This is a genomic window from Streptomyces sp. NBC_01381 (assembly GCF_026340305.1).
GTDB lineage: Bacteria > Actinomycetota > Actinomycetes > Streptomycetales > Streptomycetaceae > Streptomyces.
Window position 1 is genome coordinate 544,464 of the sequence record NZ_JAPEPI010000003.1, and the last position, 17,300, is coordinate 561,763.

19 protein-coding genes and 1 pseudogene are annotated in these 17,300 nt (G+C 71.1%); 8 read left to right on the forward strand and 12 right to left on the reverse strand.

Features of this window, described 5'->3' with window-relative positions:
- Nucleotides 1-19: 19 nt before the first annotated feature.
- Together OG453_RS40785 and OG453_RS40790 are read left to right on the forward strand one after the other, a co-directional pair.
- Complete coding sequence (locus tag OG453_RS40785; protein WP_266873765.1) at nt 20-1,645, forward strand: ABC-F family ATP-binding cassette domain-containing protein; 1,626 nt, start codon at nt 20-22, stop codon at nt 1,643-1,645.
- Nucleotides 1,646-1,756: 111 nt separating this feature from the next.
- Nucleotides 1,757-1,969, forward strand: a pseudogene (locus OG453_RS40790) (barstar family protein); the annotation flags it as partial.
- 255 nt (nt 1,970-2,224) lie between these two features.
- On the opposite strand, the gene OG453_RS40795 reads toward OG453_RS40790, so the two are convergent.
- Nucleotides 2,225-2,473 (reverse strand): holin, encoded by a 249-nt coding sequence (locus OG453_RS40795; RefSeq protein WP_266873766.1) that lies wholly within the window; start codon nt 2,471-2,473, stop codon nt 2,225-2,227.
- A gap of 161 nt (nt 2,474-2,634) precedes the next feature.
- Here OG453_RS40795 and OG453_RS40800 point away from each other — a divergent pair, with 161 nt between their 5' ends.
- A complete protein-coding gene (locus tag OG453_RS40800; protein WP_266873767.1) occupies nt 2,635-3,393 on the forward strand; it encodes a PIG-L deacetylase family protein in 759 nt (252 codons plus the stop codon).
- A 57-nt stretch (nt 3,394-3,450) separates the two neighbouring features.
- Nucleotides 3,451-3,960 carry a DinB family protein gene (locus OG453_RS40805; RefSeq protein ID WP_266873768.1) on the forward strand — a complete coding sequence of 170 codons (510 nt, stop codon included), beginning with the start codon at nt 3,451-3,453 and terminating at the stop codon, nt 3,958-3,960.
- A 6-nt stretch (nt 3,961-3,966) separates the two neighbouring features.
- Here the strand turns inward: OG453_RS40805 and OG453_RS40810 are convergent, their stop codons facing one another.
- A complete protein-coding gene (locus OG453_RS40810) occupies nt 3,967-4,365 on the reverse strand; it encodes a cupin domain-containing protein (protein WP_266873769.1) in 399 nt (132 codons plus the stop codon).
- 127 nt (nt 4,366-4,492) lie between these two features.
- Between OG453_RS40810 and OG453_RS40815 the strand changes: the two genes are divergently transcribed.
- Nucleotides 4,493-5,437: a helix-turn-helix domain-containing protein gene (locus tag OG453_RS40815; protein ID WP_323178739.1), complete on the forward strand. Its 945-nt coding sequence runs from the start codon at nt 4,493-4,495 to the stop codon at nt 5,435-5,437.
- 124 nt (nt 5,438-5,561) lie between these two features.
- Nucleotides 5,562-7,781, forward strand: coding sequence for a glycosyl hydrolase (locus tag OG453_RS40820; protein WP_266873771.1), 2,220 nt, complete (start codon nt 5,562-5,564; stop codon nt 7,779-7,781).
- 125 nt (nt 7,782-7,906) lie between these two features.
- Here OG453_RS40820 and OG453_RS40825 read toward each other — a convergent pair whose 3' ends face one another.
- Nucleotides 7,907-9,355, reverse strand: coding sequence for an MFS transporter (locus OG453_RS40825; protein ID WP_266873772.1), 1,449 nt, complete (start codon nt 9,353-9,355; stop codon nt 7,907-7,909).
- A gap of 160 nt (nt 9,356-9,515) precedes the next feature.
- Between OG453_RS40825 and OG453_RS40830 the strand changes: the two genes are divergently transcribed.
- Complete coding sequence (locus tag OG453_RS40830; protein ID WP_266873773.1) at nt 9,516-10,445, forward strand: LysR family transcriptional regulator; 930 nt, start codon at nt 9,516-9,518, stop codon at nt 10,443-10,445.
- Here the strand turns inward: OG453_RS40830 and OG453_RS40835 are convergent, their stop codons facing one another.
- The 8 genes from OG453_RS40835 to OG453_RS40870 form a co-directional block, all read right to left on the reverse strand.
- Nucleotides 10,446-10,823, reverse strand: a complete 378-nt coding sequence (locus OG453_RS40835; protein ID WP_266873774.1) for a hypothetical protein — start codon at nt 10,821-10,823, stop codon at nt 10,446-10,448.
- 183 nt (nt 10,824-11,006) lie between these two features.
- A complete protein-coding gene (locus OG453_RS40840) occupies nt 11,007-11,468 on the reverse strand; it encodes an SRPBCC family protein (RefSeq protein WP_266873775.1) in 462 nt (153 codons plus the stop codon).
- 9 nt (nt 11,469-11,477) lie between these two features.
- A complete protein-coding gene (locus OG453_RS40845) occupies nt 11,478-12,341 on the reverse strand; it encodes an NAD(P)H-dependent oxidoreductase (protein WP_266873776.1) in 864 nt (287 codons plus the stop codon).
- Between the two features lie 80 nt (nt 12,342-12,421).
- Complete coding sequence (locus tag OG453_RS40850) at nt 12,422-12,790, reverse strand: hypothetical protein (protein ID WP_266873777.1); 369 nt, start codon at nt 12,788-12,790, stop codon at nt 12,422-12,424.
- Nucleotides 12,791-12,891: 101 nt separating this feature from the next.
- Nucleotides 12,892-13,632 carry a class I SAM-dependent methyltransferase gene (locus tag OG453_RS40855; protein ID WP_266873778.1) on the reverse strand — a complete coding sequence of 247 codons (741 nt, stop codon included), beginning with the start codon at nt 13,630-13,632 and terminating at the stop codon, nt 12,892-12,894.
- Nucleotides 13,633-13,739: 107 nt separating this feature from the next.
- Entirely contained in the window at nt 13,740-14,435 is a 696-nt protein-coding gene (locus tag OG453_RS40860) for a ribonuclease H (RefSeq protein WP_266873779.1), read from the reverse strand.
- Nucleotides 14,436-14,509: 74 nt separating this feature from the next.
- Nucleotides 14,510-15,019 carry a GNAT family N-acetyltransferase gene (locus OG453_RS40865; protein ID WP_266873903.1) on the reverse strand — a complete coding sequence of 170 codons (510 nt, stop codon included), beginning with the start codon at nt 15,017-15,019 and terminating at the stop codon, nt 14,510-14,512.
- Between the two features lie 238 nt (nt 15,020-15,257).
- Nucleotides 15,258-15,560 (reverse strand): putative quinol monooxygenase, encoded by a 303-nt coding sequence (locus OG453_RS40870; protein ID WP_266873780.1) that lies wholly within the window; start codon nt 15,558-15,560, stop codon nt 15,258-15,260.
- 143 nt (nt 15,561-15,703) lie between these two features.
- Here OG453_RS40870 and OG453_RS40875 point away from each other — a divergent pair, with 143 nt between their 5' ends.
- Entirely contained in the window at nt 15,704-16,039 is a 336-nt protein-coding gene (locus tag OG453_RS40875; RefSeq protein WP_266873781.1) for a helix-turn-helix transcriptional regulator, read from the forward strand.
- 12 nt (nt 16,040-16,051) lie between these two features.
- On the opposite strand, the gene OG453_RS40880 is transcribed toward OG453_RS40875, so the two are convergent.
- Complete coding sequence (locus OG453_RS40880) at nt 16,052-17,242, reverse strand: damage-control phosphatase ARMT1 family protein (protein WP_266873782.1); 1,191 nt, start codon at nt 17,240-17,242, stop codon at nt 16,052-16,054.
- Nucleotides 17,243-17,300: the final 58 nt, after the last annotated feature.

Below are 17,300 nucleotides of genomic sequence, written 5' to 3' on the forward strand. Positions count from 1 at the left end.
CGAGGGGGATGCGCACACCGTGAGTCAACTCGTCCTGCGCGACGTGTCGTACGGCTATCCGGAACGGCCCGTCCTGGAACGGGTCTCGCTCTCGGTGCGCCCCGGCGAGAAGGCCTGTGTCATCGGCGAGAACGGCTCGGGCAAGTCGACGCTGCTCCGTCTGATGGCGGGCGAGCACGTCCCCGCCGACGGCGAGGTGGCCGTCGTGTCCGACGGCGGCACCGGCTATCTCGCCCAGACGCTGCGCCTTCCGCCGCACGCCACCGTGCAGGACGCGGTGGACGACGCGCTGGCCGAACTGCGGGATCTGGAGCGGCGGATCGGCGAGGCGGAGGCCGCGCTCGGCTCGGCGGGGCCGGACGGCCTTGCCGCGTACGGGGATCTCCTCGCCGCCTTCGAGGCGCGTGACGGCTACCGCGCCGACGCCCGCCTGGAGGCCGCGCTGCACGGGCTCGGCGTACCCCACCTGGAGCGTTCACGCGCCCTCGGCTCCCTCTCCGGCGGCGAGGCCGCACGCCTCGCGCTGGCCTGTGTGCTCGCCCCGCAGCCCGAACTCCTCCTCCTGGACGAGCCGACCAACCACCTGGACGACCAGGCGCTCGGCTGGCTGGAGGAGCGGCTGCGCGGCCACCGGGGCACCGTCGTCGCCGTGACCCACGACCGGGTGTTCCTGGACCGGGTCGCCGAGGTGATCGTCGAGGTCGACGGCGACCGCAGGTCGGCGGCGCGCTACGGCGGCGGCTGGCACGGCTATCTGGAGCAGCGCACCACGGCCCGGCGCCGCTGGGAGGAGCGCTACCGGCGGTGGAGCGACGAGGTGGCGCGCCAGGAGCGGCTCGCGGAGGGCGGTTCCGACCGCCTCGCGACGGGCTGGCGGATGAGCGAGAGCCCGCGCTTCGCGGGCCATCAGCGCTCGGTGGAGGGCCAGCTGTCCGGTGTCGTACGCAATGCGCGCGAGCGGCTGCGCAGACTGCGCGCCGAGCCGGTGCCGCGCCCGCCGGACCCGCTGCACTTCACGGTCGGTGACGGCATCGAGGGCGGTGACCACCCCTTCGTACGTCCGGCTTCGCTGACGGACGTCACGGTGGGCGAGCGCCTCGCCGTCGAGCACCTGCTCCTCGAACCGGGCTCGCGCACCCTGGTCACCGGGGCGAACGGCGCGGGCAAGTCGACGCTGCTCGGTGTGCTCGCGGGGGTGGTCGCCGCAGATCGCGGGCAGGTCGAACTCCCGGCGCGCGTGGGCCACTTGCCCCAGGAGATCGCGTACATCGCGGACAAGGACACCACCAAGACCCTCCTCGACGCGTTCGCGGCAGGCCTGCCGGGCCTGCCCGAGGACCACGCGCCGGGGCTCCTCGCCCTTGGCCTCTTCCGGGAGGAGGACTTCGGCGTGCCGGTGCGGGGCCTCTCCGTGGGACAGCGGCGCCGCCTGGCACTGGCCCGCCTGGTGACCCGCCCTGCCGACCTGCTCCTCCTGGACGAGCCGACGAACCACCTCTCCCCCGCGCTGGTCGAGGAGCTGGACGCGGCGCTCGCGGAGTACCGGGGCACGCTGGTCGTGGTGTCCCACGACCGCAGGCTGCGGCAGCGGTTCCGGGGCGAGCGGGTGCGGGTGGAGGCGGGGCGACTGCTTCCGGAGGCATAGCCCGTGGCCCTCACCCTCACCGAACGCCGCCCGCCCTGGGTCGTCTTCACGCGCCATGACGACCCGTGGCTGAGTGCGGAGTCCGACGAACTTCACCTCCACGGTGGCCGCGTGTTCCGCCTGGATGCCCGCGAGTTGGTGGATCCCGGAGCCCTGTTCGCCGCCTTCGCCCGGGAGTTGGCCTTCCCCGGCTACTTCGGCCACAACTGGGACGCACTGGTGGACTGCCTGCACGACTGGCACGGCTGGCACGACCGCCACGACCTGCACGACCACGGCCACGACACGAAGGACCTGGCCGTCCTGATCGACCACGCCGACGCCCTGCACGACGCCGAGTTCCTCGGACTCCTCGTCTCCGTGCTCTGCCAGGCCGCCTGGAACGCCAACCTTCGACTCGACGCCGACGGACAACCGGACCCGTACCGACGCCCGTTCACCCTGCACTTCGCCTTCCTCGTCCACGACATCGCTCCCGCCGCCTTCACCGAGGCCGTGGCCCGCGGCATGGACGTACAGGTGACGCTCGATCAGGAACGCCTGACGGCAACCCTGGGGGAAGAGGACTGGCCGCTCGGGTCAGGGGGTGGCCCCGCCGCGCCGGGCGGTCGGGGTCTCCGTGATGCCGGGCCCTCCGGTCCCCACCTTGCCGGCGCCGACCGCCGTGAGGACGGCGAGCAGCGTCGCCATCGCGGCGGTGGCGAGCGCCGCCTCCCAGTCGACGTCCAGGAGACTGGTCGCCCCGGCGACGAGCACGGCGCCCAGTGACTGCGCGAAGGTACGGAGCGCGCGCTCCGCGGTGGCCTTCCAGAAAACGACGGTCCACATGGCTGCCTCGTCTCTCTCGAGGTTGACGGGTCAACTCCCGGCATACCGCGATCTCGGCGACCTGCCTACGACGTCAACCGCCTTTGAAGAGCGGATAGTTCAGCGCACGACGCTGGGCGCGAATACGATCCGGCAGCCCCTCTCCGGAAGGTGTCCCACCCATGCCCTTGCCGAGCCTGCTCGCGGTCTTCGCCCACCCGGACGACGAGTCGCTGTCGGCGGGCGGCGTACTGGCCCGCCACGCGGCTGCCGGCGCGCGCACCGCGGTCGTCACAGCGACCTGGGCCGAGGGCACATCGCGCACCGCAGAGCTGGCCGAGGCGCTGACGATCCTCGGCGCCGGCCGACCGCGGATGCTCGGCTACGCCGACGCGAAGGTGCCGCAGTCGGCCCCTGGCCGCCTGCGGCTGTGCGATGCGCCGCTGGACGAGGCAGTAGGGCGGCTCGTGGGGCATGTCCGGGAGGTCCGCCCGGACATCGTCATCACCCACGATGCCTACGGAGGATTGCCGGGCCACCCTGACCACGTGCACACCCATCGGGTGACCATGCTGGCTGTCCAGGCCGCGGGGCTCGGCAAGCTCTACCCACAGGCCGGGGACCCTTGGCAGCCGCGCACCCTGTACCTGGCCACTCACCCTCACTCGGCCGTGCCGGCGCTCAGGGATGTGATCGACGCGCGGAAGGCGGTCTACAGCGTTCCCGATGAACTCATCGCCGCGACCGTCGACATCCGCCCCTGGATGGAGCAGAAGATCGCCGCCGTACTGGCTCACCGATCCGAGGTGGAGCGGGGAGCCTTGCCAGGGGTGATCGCCGGCCTTTCGTCTGACGCCCGGGAGCGGCTGTTCGGCACCGAGTGGTATATACGCCACTCGCTCTTCACTACTCCGGCGGCCGCCCAGGCGGAGCTGAGATGATCGATTCCAAGGGACATCCATCGCCCGCCTTCAGTGCAGAGACGAGGAGCGCGAACCATGCCCGGCGACAACCGCACAGACCCGCCAAGGCTCGGCACCGAGCGTGAGACGTTGCGGGGGTTTCTCGACCATCAGCGGGCGACCCTCGCCATGAAGTGCGAAGGGCTCGGCGACGAGGAGCTGCGGCAGCAGTCGATGCCGCCGTCGACGCTGTCGCTGCTCGGGCTCGTGCGGCACATGGCCGAGGTGGAACGCGCCTGGTTCCGGCGGCCGTTCGAGGACAATGACGCGCCCATGGTCTGGTCCGACAAGATCGACTTCCAGGCGGCGTACGACGCGAGTGCGTCGACCAGGGCCGAGGCGTTCGCCGCCTGGGAAGCGGAGGTGGAGAACTCGCGCCGCATCGAGCGGCAGGCCGACTCCCTGGAGCTGGCCGGGTATCAGCCGCGGTGGGGCGAAGAGGTGTCGCTGCGGATGGTGATGGTGCACGTGCTGGTGGAGTACGGCCGCCACAACGGGCACGCGGACTTTCTGCGCGAGGGCGTCGACGGGACCGTGGGCGCCTGAGTCCGCCTACGGTGTGAGGCGGTGCCCCGTCGTCGCGTCGACGTGGTCCGGGATGTCCTCGTGGCGGTCGCCGACCGTCGAGGTGCCGGTGGGTTCGAGGACGAGGATCGCGGCGCCGGACGGTGCGGACGGCTTGTGTTCGGTGCCGCGCGGGACGGTGAAGACCGAACCCTTGGGGAGGGTGACCGTGCGTTCCCCGGTCGGCTCGCGCAGGGAGATGCGCAGTTCGCCTTCGAGGACGAGGAAGAACTCGTCGGTGTCGTCGTGGACGTGCCAGAGGTGCTCGCCCTCGACCTTGGCCACGCGTACGTCGTAGTCATTGACCTGGGTGACGATGCGCGGGCTCCACAGGGCGTCGAAGGAGGCCAGGGCCTTGGTCAGGGCGATGGGTTCGTTGTTGCTCATGGCTCCACCTTCCGCCGTCCGGCAGCGATCACGCGAGTGGTAGAAATAGCTCATGGCGCAAGGATCCTCTCAGGGTGACGGTGATGGTGATGACGGTGGTCGTCGCGGGCCGCTGCATCGTGTTGTCGTGATCGTCGATGCCAACTCCAATCCCTTCGAACTCGGCTGTGCCACTGAGGTGTTCGGGCTGCGCAGGCCCGAACTCGGGCGTGACTTGTACGAGTTCTCGCTCTGCTCGCCCGAGCCCCGCACCCTGATGCGGGACGGGTTCTTCACGCTCACCGGTGTCGCGGGCCTTGAGGCGGCCGAGTCGGCGGACACCCTGATCGTGCCCAACCGGCCCGACGTCGAGGTGCCACGGCGCCCGGCCGTCCTCGACGCCGTCCGCCGGGCGCACGCCCGTGGGGCCCGGCTCGTCGGGTTCTGCAGCGGCGCCTTCACCCTGGCCGAGGCCGGGGTGCTCGAAGGGCGCCGGGCCACCGCGCACTGGCAGTGGGCCGACTCCTTCCGGGCCCGCTTCCCCGGCGTACGGCTCGAACCGGATGTGCTCTTCGTCGACGACGGCGACATCCTCACCGCCGCGGGCAGCGCCGCCGCCCTCGACCTCGGGCTGCACGTGGTCCGCCGGGACCACGGCGCCGAGGTCGCCAACGCGGTCAGCCGGCGCCTGGTGTTCGCCGCCCACCGGGACGGCGGACAACGGCAGTTCGTGGAGCGGCCCGTACCGGACGTGCGGGACGAGTCCCTCGCCCCGGTGCTCGCCTGGGCGCAGGAGCGGCTTGACTCACCGCTCTCCGTGCCCGATCTCGCGGCGCGCGCCGCACTGAGCCCGGCGACGCTGCACCGCCGCTTCCAGGCTCAGCTCGGCACCACACCCCTCGCGTGGCTCACCGGCGAACGCCTCACGCTGGCCTGCCGGTTGATCGAGCGAGGGGTGACCGGATTCGACGTGGTCGCCCGCCGCAGCGGCCTCGGGAGCACCGCCAATCTGCGCGCCTTGATGCGCCGCGAGACGGGCCTCACGCCCTCCGCGTACCGCCGCCGGTTCGGGCCGGCGACGCAACAGCACTGAGCCGGGCTCGGCTGACACCCCCTTCAATCCCCCCTCACAAAGGCCGACTTGCGGCCTATTGGCCCCCCACCCCCCTCTCATAGGGTCACGGCTTGATATGGCCATGACGAAGGAGAGGGAGTCCATGCGTCGCAGACGCCTGCTTCACCTGGTCCTCGCCCCGCTCGCGGGCGTGCTCGTGTTCACCGCTCCGGCCGCCGCGGGCCCCACGCCACCGGGGGACGTCTACCGCCCGGTACGCGGTCCTGCCGCGCCCGCCGAGTACCGCTACCTGCAGAAGACCGTCCCCGGAGAGTCGATTCCGCGCCACGCGCACGAGGACGCCGCCGCGCAGGCGCGTCAACTGCCCACCACCGGCGGCCGGTGGAAGTCCGTCGGGCCGACGAACATCGGCGGGCGCATCGTCTCGCTCGCCCTCGACCCGAAGCGTGCGGACACGCTGTACGCCGCCGCGGCCAGCGGTGGCGTCTGGCGCAGCACGGACGCCGGGCAGACCTTCAAGTCCGCCTGGCCCGACGACTGGACGCAGTCGATGGGCGCGATCGCCACCGCACCCGACGGCACCCTGTACGCCGGTACCGGCGAGCCCAACCCCGGTGGCGGCAGCATCACGTACGAAGGAACAGGCCTCTACCGCAGCACCGACGGCGGCAAGCACTGGACGCCGTCCGGGCTGCGCGACTCCGGCGCGATCAGCGCGATCACCGTGGACCCGGACAACCCGCGCCGCATCTACGTGGCGGCGGCCGGCTCCCTCTACAACGGCGGCGGCGACCGCGGCGTCTACCGCTCGGAGAACGGCGGCAGGACCTGGCAGCGGATCCTGTCCGGCGCCAACGAGTTCACCGGCGCCACCGAGATCATCGTGCGGGGCGGAAAGCTGTACGCCGTCCTGTGGGACCACCGCCGCACGCCCGAACGCCGCACCTACGGCGGCGAGGGCTCGGGCGTCTTCCGGTCGGGCGACGACGGCAGGACCTGGCAGCGGCTCGGCGGCGGCCTTCCCGCGCAGGGCTCGGGCGTCGGCCGGATCGGTCTCGCCGTCGCGGGCGATCGGGCGTACGCCATCGTCAACAAGACGGAAGGAACCTTCGAGGGCTTCTACGCCTCGACGGACGCGGGCGACACCTGGCAGCGGACGCCCACGGACAAGAAACTCACCGATTCACAGTCCACGTTCGGCTGGTGGTTCGGGAAGATCTGGACCGATCCGCGCGACGCCGGGCATGTACAGGTCGCCGGAGTACCGCTGATGACGTCGAAGGACGGCGCCGCCACCTGGACGGCCGACGACACCAGCATCCACGTCGACCAGCACGCGATGGTCTGGGACCCGCGCCACCCCGGCCGCGTCTACCTGGGCAACGACGGCGGCGTCTACCGCTCCGACGCGAACGGCGACGGCGGCTGGGTCAAGGCCCGCCACGAGCCATACACCCAGCTCTACAGCGCGGCCATATCGCCGCAGGACACCTCGCGGATCTCCGGAGGCGCACAGGACAACGGCTCGATACGTTCCTGGGGCGGCGACGGCTTCAACGAGTACCTCGGCGGGGACGGCGAGGAGAACCTGATCAACCCGACCGACGTGAACAACGTCTACGCCTGCTACCAGTACGGGAATTGCTTCAGCTCGGCGGACGGCGGCGACACGCTGACCTACTTCGCCGACAAGACGACATTCAAGCGCCGCAACTGGTTCACGCCGGTCGTCTTCGACCCCCGTGACCCCAAGGTCCTCTACTACGGCGCCGAGGTGCTCAACCGCTCCACGGACGGCGGCGCCACCTGGCAGGCCATCAGCCCCGATCTGTCCGGCGGTCCGGGACCCGACCCGATCTACACCAACTACGGCACGATCACCTCGATCGCCCCGGCCGCGGACGGCCGCACCGTCTACGTCGGCACGGACGACGGCCGCGTCTGGGTCACCAAGGACGCCGGCGCGCACTGGACGAAACTCGCCCAGGGCCGCCCCTGGGTGACCCGGGTCGTCGTCGACCCGCACGACCCCGACCGCGTCTACACCACCCACTCCGCCTATCGCGCGGGCTCGGCCACGCCCCACGTATACGGCAGCGCGGACGGCGGCAAGCACTGGAAGGACCTGTCGGGCAATCTGCCGGACGCCCCGGTCAACGACCTCGTCATCGCCCGGGGTGGCAAGCTCCACATCGGCACCGACCAGGGCGTCTTCACCTCCGGCGGCAAGGGTGGCCACTGGTCGCGCCTTGGCCGTGGCATGCCCGCGGTGCCGGTGGACGACATCGAGTACGACGCCGGGAACCACCGCCTGGTGGCGGCCACGTTCGGCAGGGGCTTCTACGAACTGACCACTCCCTGACCGTCAGTCCGGATCCGGCTGAGAACGTGTCCTGCACCGTGGAGAAGTCACTGGTCCTGGTGGTGGTCATGACCGGGTGCTCCTTCGCTGAGCGGATCGGTGAAGTGGATCGATGAGTGGGGCGATCAGTGGGTCGCCGAAAGGTCCGCGCGCTCCTCGGCGGGTGTGCTGGCCGCGGTCACCCTGCCCGCCCGTGAGCGGAGTCCGAAGGCGGCGATCAGCGCGGCCGGCAGGACCGCGGCGAGCGGGACCCACAGGGCGGCGCGGTAGCCGTCGAGGAGGTCCGCCGGTGCGGACGAGGCGGTGGCGGCGACGTTGACGGCGGTGACCGCGGAGAGGCCGAGCGCCGCGCCGAACTGGAAGGAGGTGTAGAGGAGTCCGCCCGCCAGGCCCTGCTCCTCCTCCTTGACGCCCTCGGTGGCGACGATGGTGAGCGGGCCGTAGGCCAGGGCGAAGCCGAGACTGAGAATGATCAGGCTCGGGAACATCGCCAGGTACGTCCAGTCCGCGCCGACCGGCAGGAACAGGGCGTACGCGAGCGCCGCGAGGAGCAGACCGCCGAAGATCACCCGGGCGTTGCCGAAGCGCTCGACGAGCTTGGGCGTGAGGGTGGGCGAGAGCGCCGCGTCGACGCCGATGACGATCATCGCGAAGCTGGTCTCGAGAATGGACCAGCCGCGCAGCTCCTGGAGGTAGAGGACGACCAGGAACTGGAATCCGAAGAAGCCCCCGGCGAAGAGCAGCCCGGCGAGGTTGGCGCGGACGAGCGCACCGCTGCGGAAGATGCCGAGGCGGACCAGCGGCGATGCGGAACGGCGCTCGACGGCGACGAAGGCTCCGAGGAGCGCGAGACCTGCGGCGAGCGTGGTGAGGGTGGCGGCGAGGCTCGTGTGGGATGCGCGCTCCACGCCGAGGACGAGCAGCACGATGGCGGCCGTGACGGTGACGCCGCCCGCCAGGTCGATGCCCTGCCCGGTGCGGTCGGGGCGCGGCGACTTGGGCACGAAGGCGAGCGCGGCCAGCAGGATCACCGCGGAGAGCACGACGGGGGCGAAGAAGACCCAGCGCCAGCCGACCGAGGCCAGCAGTCCGCCGATGACCAGGCCGATCGAGAAGCCGCCCGCTGCGGTGCCGGAGTAGAAGAGCAGGGCCTTGTTGCGCCGCGGTCCCTCCTCGAAGCCGGTGGTGATGATGGAGAGGCCCGCGGGGGTCATGAAGGCGGCAGCGACCCCGGTGACGAAGCGGGCGACGATCAGCATCCAGCCCTCGGTGGCGAACCCGCCAAGGCCCGAGAAGAGCAGGAAGACGGTGAGCCACAGGACGAACATCTGGCGGCGCCCGAAGAGGTCCGCCGCCCGGCCGCCGAGCAGCATGAAGCCGCCGTAGCCGAGGACGTAGGCGCTCATGACCCACTGCAGGTCTCCGGTGGACAGGCCCAGGTCGGCGCGGATGGACGGCAGGGCCACATTGAGCATGGCCACATCGATGCCCTCCAGGAAGATCGCGCCGCACAGGACGAGCAGGACGCCCCACTCCTGGGGCTTCAGGGCGGCTGACTCTCTCTGCTTGCTCATGACGATGTCCTCTGTTCCTCTGCCCATTGCGTGTTGCGCGACGGTGATGGGTTGTTGTCGGCTCACTCACCCTCGATCAGCGCGCGGGGCGGAACAACGGCGAAGATCGCAACGTTCGTTCAACCAGGCTTACCGATCCGATCCACCTGGGGGAACGCCGATGGAACGCGATGAACTGGAGTGCTTTCTGCTGCTCGCCGACGAGTTGCACTTCGGCCGCACGGCCGACCGCATGCGGCTCTCGCGCGCGCGGGTCAGCCAGTTGATCCAGCGCCTCGAACGCCGCGTCGGCGCCCCGCTGTTCATCCGTACCAGCCGCCGCGTCGCCCTCACCTCGCTCGGCCGGCAGCTGCGCGCCGACCTCGAACCGCACCACCGGGCCATCGCGGCCGCCCTGGAACGGGCCGCCGCCACCGCGCGCGGCATCGAGAGCGTGCTGCACGTGGGCTTCTCCAACCCGCTGACCGGCGAGATCGTGATGAAGGCGACGGAGGCGCTGCGCGCGAGCCACCCCGGTCTCGCCGTGGAGATCTGCGAGGTGCCGCTCTCCGATCCCTACGGGCAGCTGCGCAACGGCGAATTCGACGTCCAGCTCACGGAGTTCCCGGTCGAGGAGGCGGACCTGGGCGCCGGTCCCGCGCTGCTCGCGGAGGAGCGGGTCCTCGCGATCGCCGCGGGCCATCCGCTGGCCGGGCGGGACGCGGTGTCGCCCGAGGATCTGGCGGACGTGACGCTGCTGACGATCGCGGGCGATGTGCCCGAATACTGGCTGGAACACCATGTCCCGTCCCACACGCCGCTCGGCCGCCCGATCGCCCGCGGCCCCGGCGTGACCAACATGCAGGAGGCGCTGATGCTGGCCGCGGCCGGCAAGGGCGCGCTGCTCGCCCCCGCGCACACCGGTACGTACTACGCGCGACCTGGTGTCGCGTACGTTCCCTTCACCGACGCGGAGCCGGTCGGCTACGGCATGGTGTGGCGCGCGGGCGACGACACGGGTGCGATCGAGGCGTTCACCAGGACGGCCCGGGAGGTCGCGCGCGACGTGGCGCAGGGGGATCCGCGTAGTGCGGTGCCGGTGGGCGTGTGATCAGGAGTCGCCGCACGGACCGTCGCCCGGTCGGCGGCCGCCGGCTTCGAGCAGTCGGCGAAGGCGGCGGACCTCGGCGACGAGGCGGGGGACGTCTTCGCGGGCGCGTGCGATGAACCGGGCGTTCTCGTCCCAGCGTCCGTCCGCCGCATCGACGTAGCGCGGCCGCTGAACGAGGGTGGCGGCCACGATCTCACCGTGGTCGAAATCGGGCCATCGCTCGGCGTGTCCGGTGTCGGGGACGGTGCTGACGGCGACGAGGCTCATGGCGTGGTCGTCGTCGAGCTGACGCACATGCCAGGGCCCGGGGGTCGCGGTCGCGGCGATCTCCTCGATCCCGTCGAGGTCGTCGTCCGTCAGCGGGGCGGGGGCGTCCATCGAGCTGCTTCCTCTCGCGGGTCGGCGCCGGTCAGCCCTGGTCAGTGCGGGGGCCGCGGCCGCCTTTGTCGGGACGGTGCTGACGGCGACGAGACACATGGCGTGGTCGTCGTCGAGGTCGTCGTCGAAAGTCGCCGTCCGTCAACGCGGCGGAGGTGTCCTCGGGTTGGTTCCGCGCCCCGGTCACGACCGGGCCGCCTCCGCAGCCGCCTTGACGTGGCCGTTGCGGGTCCGGATCAGATGCGGCATATAGCGGTTGAGCACGGCCCACTCGGCCAGGGCGCCCAGCGGGCCGAGCGGTGCGGCGAAGTCGATCACGTCGCGCATCACGGTGCCGCCCTGCCCGTCCGGCTCGAAGTGGTGGGCGTGGTGCCACCGTTTGAAAGGCCCTGACACCTGCTCGTCGACGAAGTGTCCCGGCCGGTCGAAGGCGGTGATCCGGGACGTCATCCGCCACCGCACGCCGAAGTGCCTTGCCTCCCAGGTCACGGACTCCCCCAGCAGCATGCCGCCGGCCGCGACGCCGCCGATGACCTGCTCCCCGGACGCGGCCATCGACGCGGTGTGCACATCGACGTCCAGCGAGATGTCGAAGACGAGCTCTGGCGGCGCGGCGACACGGGTGACTACCTCGAAGCGGGTCATGCACCGACCCTACGACGCCCTCCACGCCCGCCCGTTGCCAGGGGTCGCGGGCCTCAGGTGCCTCCCGAATACGGGCGCCGGATCGGCCGATATGGCCTGTTCGGCCCGCCCCGAACGGTGCGCCGCGACGCCGGTCAGCTCCGGGGCCACCTCCGGGCGCAGGACGAGATCGTCGTCGTAGTCGCCGCCGTGCTCGTGCCGGTACGGCAGCGGGGCGGTGACGGGCAGCTCGCGGAGCCGGTCGCGCAGTTCGGCAGTGCGGGCGCGGTACCCGGCGGCGTCGAGACGGTCGGCGCCGTAGACGACGTACGGCGGGAGCGCGGCCATCCCCGTGTACCAGAAGACGCCGTGCAGCAACGGGAAGAGGACCTCGTCCACCTGCCCATGGACGCCGCGCGGCCCGAACCCGGACTCCCGCGCACCGACCGAGGTGACGACCAGGGCACGCTTCCCGGCGAGCCCGCCGTCCCCGTACCGCAGGGTCCGCCCCGCATCGTCCTGGAGCCCGAAGGCGAAGCCCTGCACGAGCACCCGGTCGAACCACCCCTTGAGGATGGCGGGCGGCCCGAACCACCACATCGGAAACTGGAACACCAGCGCGTCGGCCCAGGCGATCTTCTCCTGCTCGCCCGCGATGTCCTCGCTCAACTTCCTTGCCGCATGGGCATGTTCCTGCTCTGCGCCGACCAGCAGCCGGTCCATCGACTCCCGATGAAAGTCGTCGGCGTCCACCACGGGCTTCCACCGCATGGCGTACAGATCGGACTCGCGGACCTCGTGCCCGAGCTCACGCAACGTCTGTACGCCGTCGTCACGCAACGCCCCGTTGAGGGACCGGCCTTCGGGATGGGCGAACACCCAGAGAATCTTCATGCCATCGATCCTCCGCCGCGCCCCGGACCAACATCAGTGGCCAGACGGCCATGCACCGCAAGGATCTGGCCAGCGGCCGCTCACCTGCGCATGACCTCGGCGAGCTGCTCTTCGGTCAGGGCCGGCACGGCGACGGGACGGGCGGCGGCGGCCCGCGGTCCGTCGAGGCAGAAGGCAAGACAGCGCCGCCAGGCGTGCGGCGCCGCATCCATCGACTCCCGGATCACCTGCGCCATGGCCCAGGTCAGGGTGACCAGGTCCGCCGGTTCGAAATCATGGCGCAGCTGCCCGCTCTCGTGCGCCCGCCCGATGATCCGCTCCACATGCCGAAAGCCGCGGCGGCAGGCGTCGTTCACCTCGGTGGCCTGGGGAAACCGCTGGGCCAGCGCGTCGTTGAGACCACGGTCCTCGGCCTGCAGCGCGAAGAGCCCTTCGACGAAGCCGTCCAAGGGCGACCGCGCCGAGGCGGTGTTCAGCGCCTTCGGCTGACGCCTCCCGCGCTAGGGCCTGCCCGGCGAGGGGATGCCTTCGCGTCTCGGCGCGGCGGAACTTACGGTTTGTGGGTTACCCAGAGCAGTTCCGCCGGCCAGCGGTGTGCCCAGTCGGGTGGGTCGGTTTCGTTGTAGCCGTTGGGTGTCCCGAGTTCGGGCCGCGGCTCGATGAGGTCGTCGATGATGAGACCCGCGCCGCGCAGGACCTTGACCCAGTCGCCGTAAGTGAGCTGATAGCTGGTCGCGCCGTGGTCTTCGGCGATGGTGTTCAGCCCGAAGTAGTCCTGCTGCAGCGTCGTGGTCACGCGCCTGGCGGCTTCGTCGTAGCAAGCTTCGAACCATGGACTGGCGACGTTGAACACCAGGCGCCCGCCTCGGCCCAAGACGCGTGCGGCCTGCGGGACGGCCAGGTGCGGGGGCGCCCAGCTGAGCCCACCGAAGTCGCAGAACACCAGGTCGAAGCTGTCGGCGGCGAAGGGGAGTTGTTCGGCGGCGCCTTGCACCAGCGGGTAGCGGGCCGCTCCCATCGCGCGGGTCGCTGCGGCGAGTTGGGCTTCGGACAGGTCGAACCCGACCACGGTGGCGCCCTCGGCGGCGAGCGCCCTGGACCACTGGCCGGCGCCGCAGCCGAGTTCGAGGACGCGCTTGCCGGTGACGTCGCCCAGGGCGTGCAGGTGCGCGTCGGGGATGGAGTACATGCCCCACAGCCGGGGTGTGGCGCCGATTTGCGGGTCGTGCTCGTGCTGGTAGGCGCCGCTGATCTGGTTCCAGAGCCGCCGGTTGGCGGGGATGCTGTCCACGTGCCGACTCCAGCACTGCCTGCCGGGGGCGGTCAACACGATTAGGGCACTGGCCGGCCCTCACCTCGGTCCGACCCTAGCTCGGCCCATGATCCGCCGGACGATCCCTAGGCGTCCCGGCACTCCACATGGCCCCAGCCGTGCGCGTTCTTCGTGATCTTCTCGCCGGCCTCGTAGGGCTTCTGGCAGTGGCAGCGGCCGGGGAACTTGGCCTTGATGACGGGGGCCGAAGTCGCCTTGCCGGAGGCCGACTTGGCGGTGCGTCCGGCGGTGGCCTTGCGTGCGCGGGGCGCGGCCGTCATGCGCTCGGGGCGCGGCTGTGGGATCTCCTGCGCGCCGTGGGCGGTGCCGGCCGGCTGCTGCGAGGTGGCGGCGTCGCTGGCCGCCACGTCGGCGATCGCGTTGAGGTGGTCGCCGTCCACCTGGTGGGCCGCGACATGCCGGAACGTGACCGCGCGGCCCTGCAGGAGTGCGTCGATGCGTACGACGAGCTCCTTGTTCGCGACCGGCTTCTTCGCCGCGGTCAGCCAGCCGTTGCGCTTCCAGGAGGCGATCCACTTGGTGACCGCGTTCATCGCGTACTGGCTGTCCATCCGGACCTCCAGCGGGAGCGCGGGGTCCGTGGCCTCCAACAGCTCGGCCAGTGCGGTCAGTTCGGCCACGTTGTTCGTCGAGTGGCCGAGCGGTCCTGCCGCCCAGCGCCGCGGGGTGCCGTCGGCGTCGGCGACCACCCAGGCCCAGGCCGCGGGTCCGGGGTTCTTCTTCGCGGCTCCGTCACAGGCGGCGATGATCAAGTCAGACATTCCTCGATGATGCCAGGAGCCGTGCCGGGACTGTGGAGCAGCCCCGGCACGGCGGGCCCTGGATCGGGATCGGGCTAGATGCCGAACGGTGCGGCGTAGCGGACGGTGCCGCCGGGCAGCGGGTGCGCGGCGTCGAGGGCGAGGGCCATCATGGCCTCGTCCGGGACGTCGATGCTGATGCCGATGCCGTGGACGGAGGCACGCGAGAACCCGAACCTCGGGTAGTACGCCGGGTGCCCGAGGACGGTGACGAAGCGCTCGCCCCGGTCCTTGGCGGCCTGAAGCGCCGCACGGATGGCCGCGGACCCGGCACCGGTCTTCTGGTACCCGGGCAGCACGGCGACGGGGGCCAGGCACAGGGCCGGCGTGTCGCCGATGTGGCAGCGGGTCAGCAGCGCGTGTCCGACGGGCTTGCCGTCCCGGTCGGTGGCGACGATGGAAAGGCCGTCCAGCCAGGACGAGTCGGCACGCAGCGCGTCGACGAGGTCGGCCTCCGCGGACGTGTCGAACGCGGCGAGGACGATGTCGCGGATGGCGGGGATGTCAGCGCCGGTCTCGGCGCGCGTGATCCACTCGTCGCTCATGGTGGGCATGGTGAACATGATGGATGCGAATCCGTTTCATGGTGGGTTCGTGTGAGTGTCGCCCCGCGAGCTCACGCTCCCGGCGGGGCACATCCGGCTGAGGTCAGGCCGCGACCCGGGACGTGAGGGCGGTCCGGGCGGTGCGCATGGCAGCGGCCTTGAGCGCGGTCATCAACCCCACCTCCCGACTTCCTCAGCAATCCGGTCGAACACGAACGCCGAACACACTATCAGTCGGTCAGTAAGGGCTGTGCATCGTGAGGTAGCGGATGTCGAGGTCGGATTCCAGGTAGTCCATCCGCCGCTCCCAGAAGTCGCGCATGTGGGGCAGGTCCAGGTGCGCGTCGAGATCGCCCTGGGAGCGCCAGGCCTCGTAGAAGACGAAGACGCCCGGCTCGTCGCGGTCCTCGTGGAAGTGGTACTGCAGGCAGCCGGGCTCCTGCCGGGTCGGTTCCACGAACGAGAGCAGGAGCCGCTTCAGCTCCGCGGCGCGTTCGGGCTTGGGGCGAGCGATGCCGACGAGCGTGAAGGGCTGAGTCATGAAGGTTCTCTCCTCGATGAATACGCACATGGATACGTCGATGGCGCTAGGTACGGCGAAATTCGTACCTGCCGGACGCTAGCGACCCCGAAGGTATGATGCAAGTCGTACCTACGGGGCCGCGCCCACCGAAAGGAACCCGGATGCCCGACGACGAAGGTCACCCGACCGTCGAGGAGATGGAGCTCGGCCCGGTGCTCGCCGCGCTGGCGGACCCGCTGCGCCGCCGCGTGGTGCGCGAGCTGGCAGCCGCGCCCGACGGCACGGCGCGGACGTGCAGTTCCTTCGAACTGCCGGTCTCCAAGGCGACGGTCACGCACCATTTCCGCGCGCTGCGCGAGGCAGGCCTTGTCCAGCAGGTCTCACGGGGCAACAGCCGGATGGCCACCCTGCGCAGGGCCGACGTCGAGCAGCGGTTTCCGGGACTCCTCGCCATCGTGGCGGCCGAGCGGGAGAACGCTGCCGGCCGGGGTGAATAGCACGGCCCGGCCTCAAGCGTCCTTGGGGCTTCGCACCTGGATCAGGCCGTGCGTCCCGCTCGTACGCCATGCCTGGCCGTGCTCGGCGGTCAGCGCGGCCTCGGTCCGCGCGTCGAGGCCGACGATCACGTCGGACTTCAGTGTCCGCAGCGCGGCCACCGGGCCGGGGAAGTACGCCGTGGGTTCCGCGAACGGCGTGCTCGCGGGCCACAGCCGGTCACCGACCAGGCGCCGGTAGTTCAAGTCGCCCTTCACCAGCGTCAGGGTGGCGTCGGCGAACTCCTGGCGCAGGTCGTCGGGCATCTCCGCGTACGGCAGCGGGGCGCAGGAGAAGGTGTGGGCGCGGACGGTGAGCCGGCCGCTGCCCATCGCCGCCCACAGGCGCCTGCCGACCTCGGACGCCGCGCCGGGCGCAGCGGTCAGGTGGCCCACACAGTCGATCACGTCGGCTGTGGTCGCGTCGGAGACGTAGTACGGGTACGGCTTGACGTGCAGGACGGCCCGCTCGATCCGCTGCCGGTTCAGGAGGTGGTCGATGAGGATGAGGTCGGGCAGCAGCTCACGCCCGGCGTTGTCCGCGACCAGGCACAGCGCGCCACGGCCGCCTTCGGGCAGCAGGGACCACAGCAGCTCGGACTGGTCGGCCACGAGCCCCGAGTCGACGGCATCGGCCGCGTCGCCCTCCGTACCGATGCGGAACCCCAGATCGGCGCGATTGCCCCACAGGGCGCTGAGGAGCAGGGCCTGGTCCTCGGCTTCGGGAGCCGCCGGGTCCACCGGCCGGTCGAGCGCGGCGAGTTCCTCCGCGGCCTCCACGGTCTGGAGTTCCGCCTGCTTGAACGGGCGGAAGGGATCGATCCCTTGCCAGGGGCCGGCCTCGAAGTACCCGACCGCTTCGAGGAGTTGGCGATAGAAGTAACTCTCCGCCCAGAGAAAGGGCACATCGAACCACGAGCGGCCGAAGTGGCCGCTCCCCCACCCCTCCCACAGCTCCCGGTCATGCGCGCCGGGCCCGAGGGGTTCGATGACGCCGTCCGTCGCCTGCGCAAGGAGGGCGTCAAGGGCGCGGTGCTGCTCGGGCCCATAGGGAAAGGCGTCCCGCACCTTCTTGATCAGCGCCGGATGCCGCTCCGCGAGCACCCGCCACGCGAAGGAGCCCGGTTCATTGCTCAGGATGACGGGCGCCTCGACTGGTTCCGGCATGGTTCGCTGATCCTTCCCGTCGGTCGTACGCGGACGCGGCGCCGCGGACGCCCAACGT

Bases quoted from the DNA above. Each gene is read 5' to 3' on its own strand.
- OG453_RS40795 (WP_266873766.1), bottom strand. From the start codon at position 2,473: ATGTGGACCGTCGTTTTCTGGAAGGCCACCGCGGAGCGCGCGCTCCGT.
- OG453_RS40800 (WP_266873767.1), top strand. From the start codon at position 2,635: ATGCCCTTGCCGAGCCTGCTCGCGGTCTTCGCCCACCCGGACGACGAG.
- OG453_RS40805 (WP_266873768.1), top strand. From the start codon at position 3,451: ATGCCCGGCGACAACCGCACAGACCCGCCAAGGCTCGGCACCGAGCGT.
- OG453_RS40810 (WP_266873769.1), bottom strand. From the start codon at position 4,365: ATGAGCAACAACGAACCCATCGCCCTGACCAAGGCCCTGGCCTCCTTC.
- OG453_RS40820 (WP_266873771.1), top strand. From the start codon at position 5,562: ATGCGTCGCAGACGCCTGCTTCACCTGGTCCTCGCCCCGCTCGCGGGC.
- OG453_RS40825 (WP_266873772.1), bottom strand. From the start codon at position 9,355: ATGAGCAAGCAGAGAGAGTCAGCCGCCCTGAAGCCCCAGGAGTGGGGC.
- OG453_RS40830 (WP_266873773.1), top strand. From the start codon at position 9,516: ATGGAACGCGATGAACTGGAGTGCTTTCTGCTGCTCGCCGACGAGTTG.
- OG453_RS40835 (WP_266873774.1), bottom strand. From the start codon at position 10,823: ATGGACGCCCCCGCCCCGCTGACGGACGACGACCTCGACGGGATCGAG.
- OG453_RS40840 (WP_266873775.1), bottom strand. From the start codon at position 11,468: ATGACCCGCTTCGAGGTAGTCACCCGTGTCGCCGCGCCGCCAGAGCTC.
- OG453_RS40845 (WP_266873776.1), bottom strand. From the start codon at position 12,341: ATGAAGATTCTCTGGGTGTTCGCCCATCCCGAAGGCCGGTCCCTCAAC.
- OG453_RS40860 (WP_266873779.1), bottom strand. From the start codon at position 14,435: ATGTCTGACTTGATCATCGCCGCCTGTGACGGAGCCGCGAAGAAGAAC.
- OG453_RS40865 (WP_266873903.1), bottom strand. From the start codon at position 15,019: ATGAGCGACGAGTGGATCACGCGCGCCGAGACCGGCGCTGACATCCCC.
- OG453_RS40870 (WP_266873780.1), bottom strand. From the start codon at position 15,560: ATGACTCAGCCCTTCACGCTCGTCGGCATCGCTCGCCCCAAGCCCGAA.
- OG453_RS40875 (WP_266873781.1), top strand. From the start codon at position 15,704: ATGCCCGACGACGAAGGTCACCCGACCGTCGAGGAGATGGAGCTCGGC.
- OG453_RS40880 (WP_266873782.1), bottom strand. From the start codon at position 17,242: ATGCCGGAACCAGTCGAGGCGCCCGTCATCCTGAGCAATGAACCGGGC.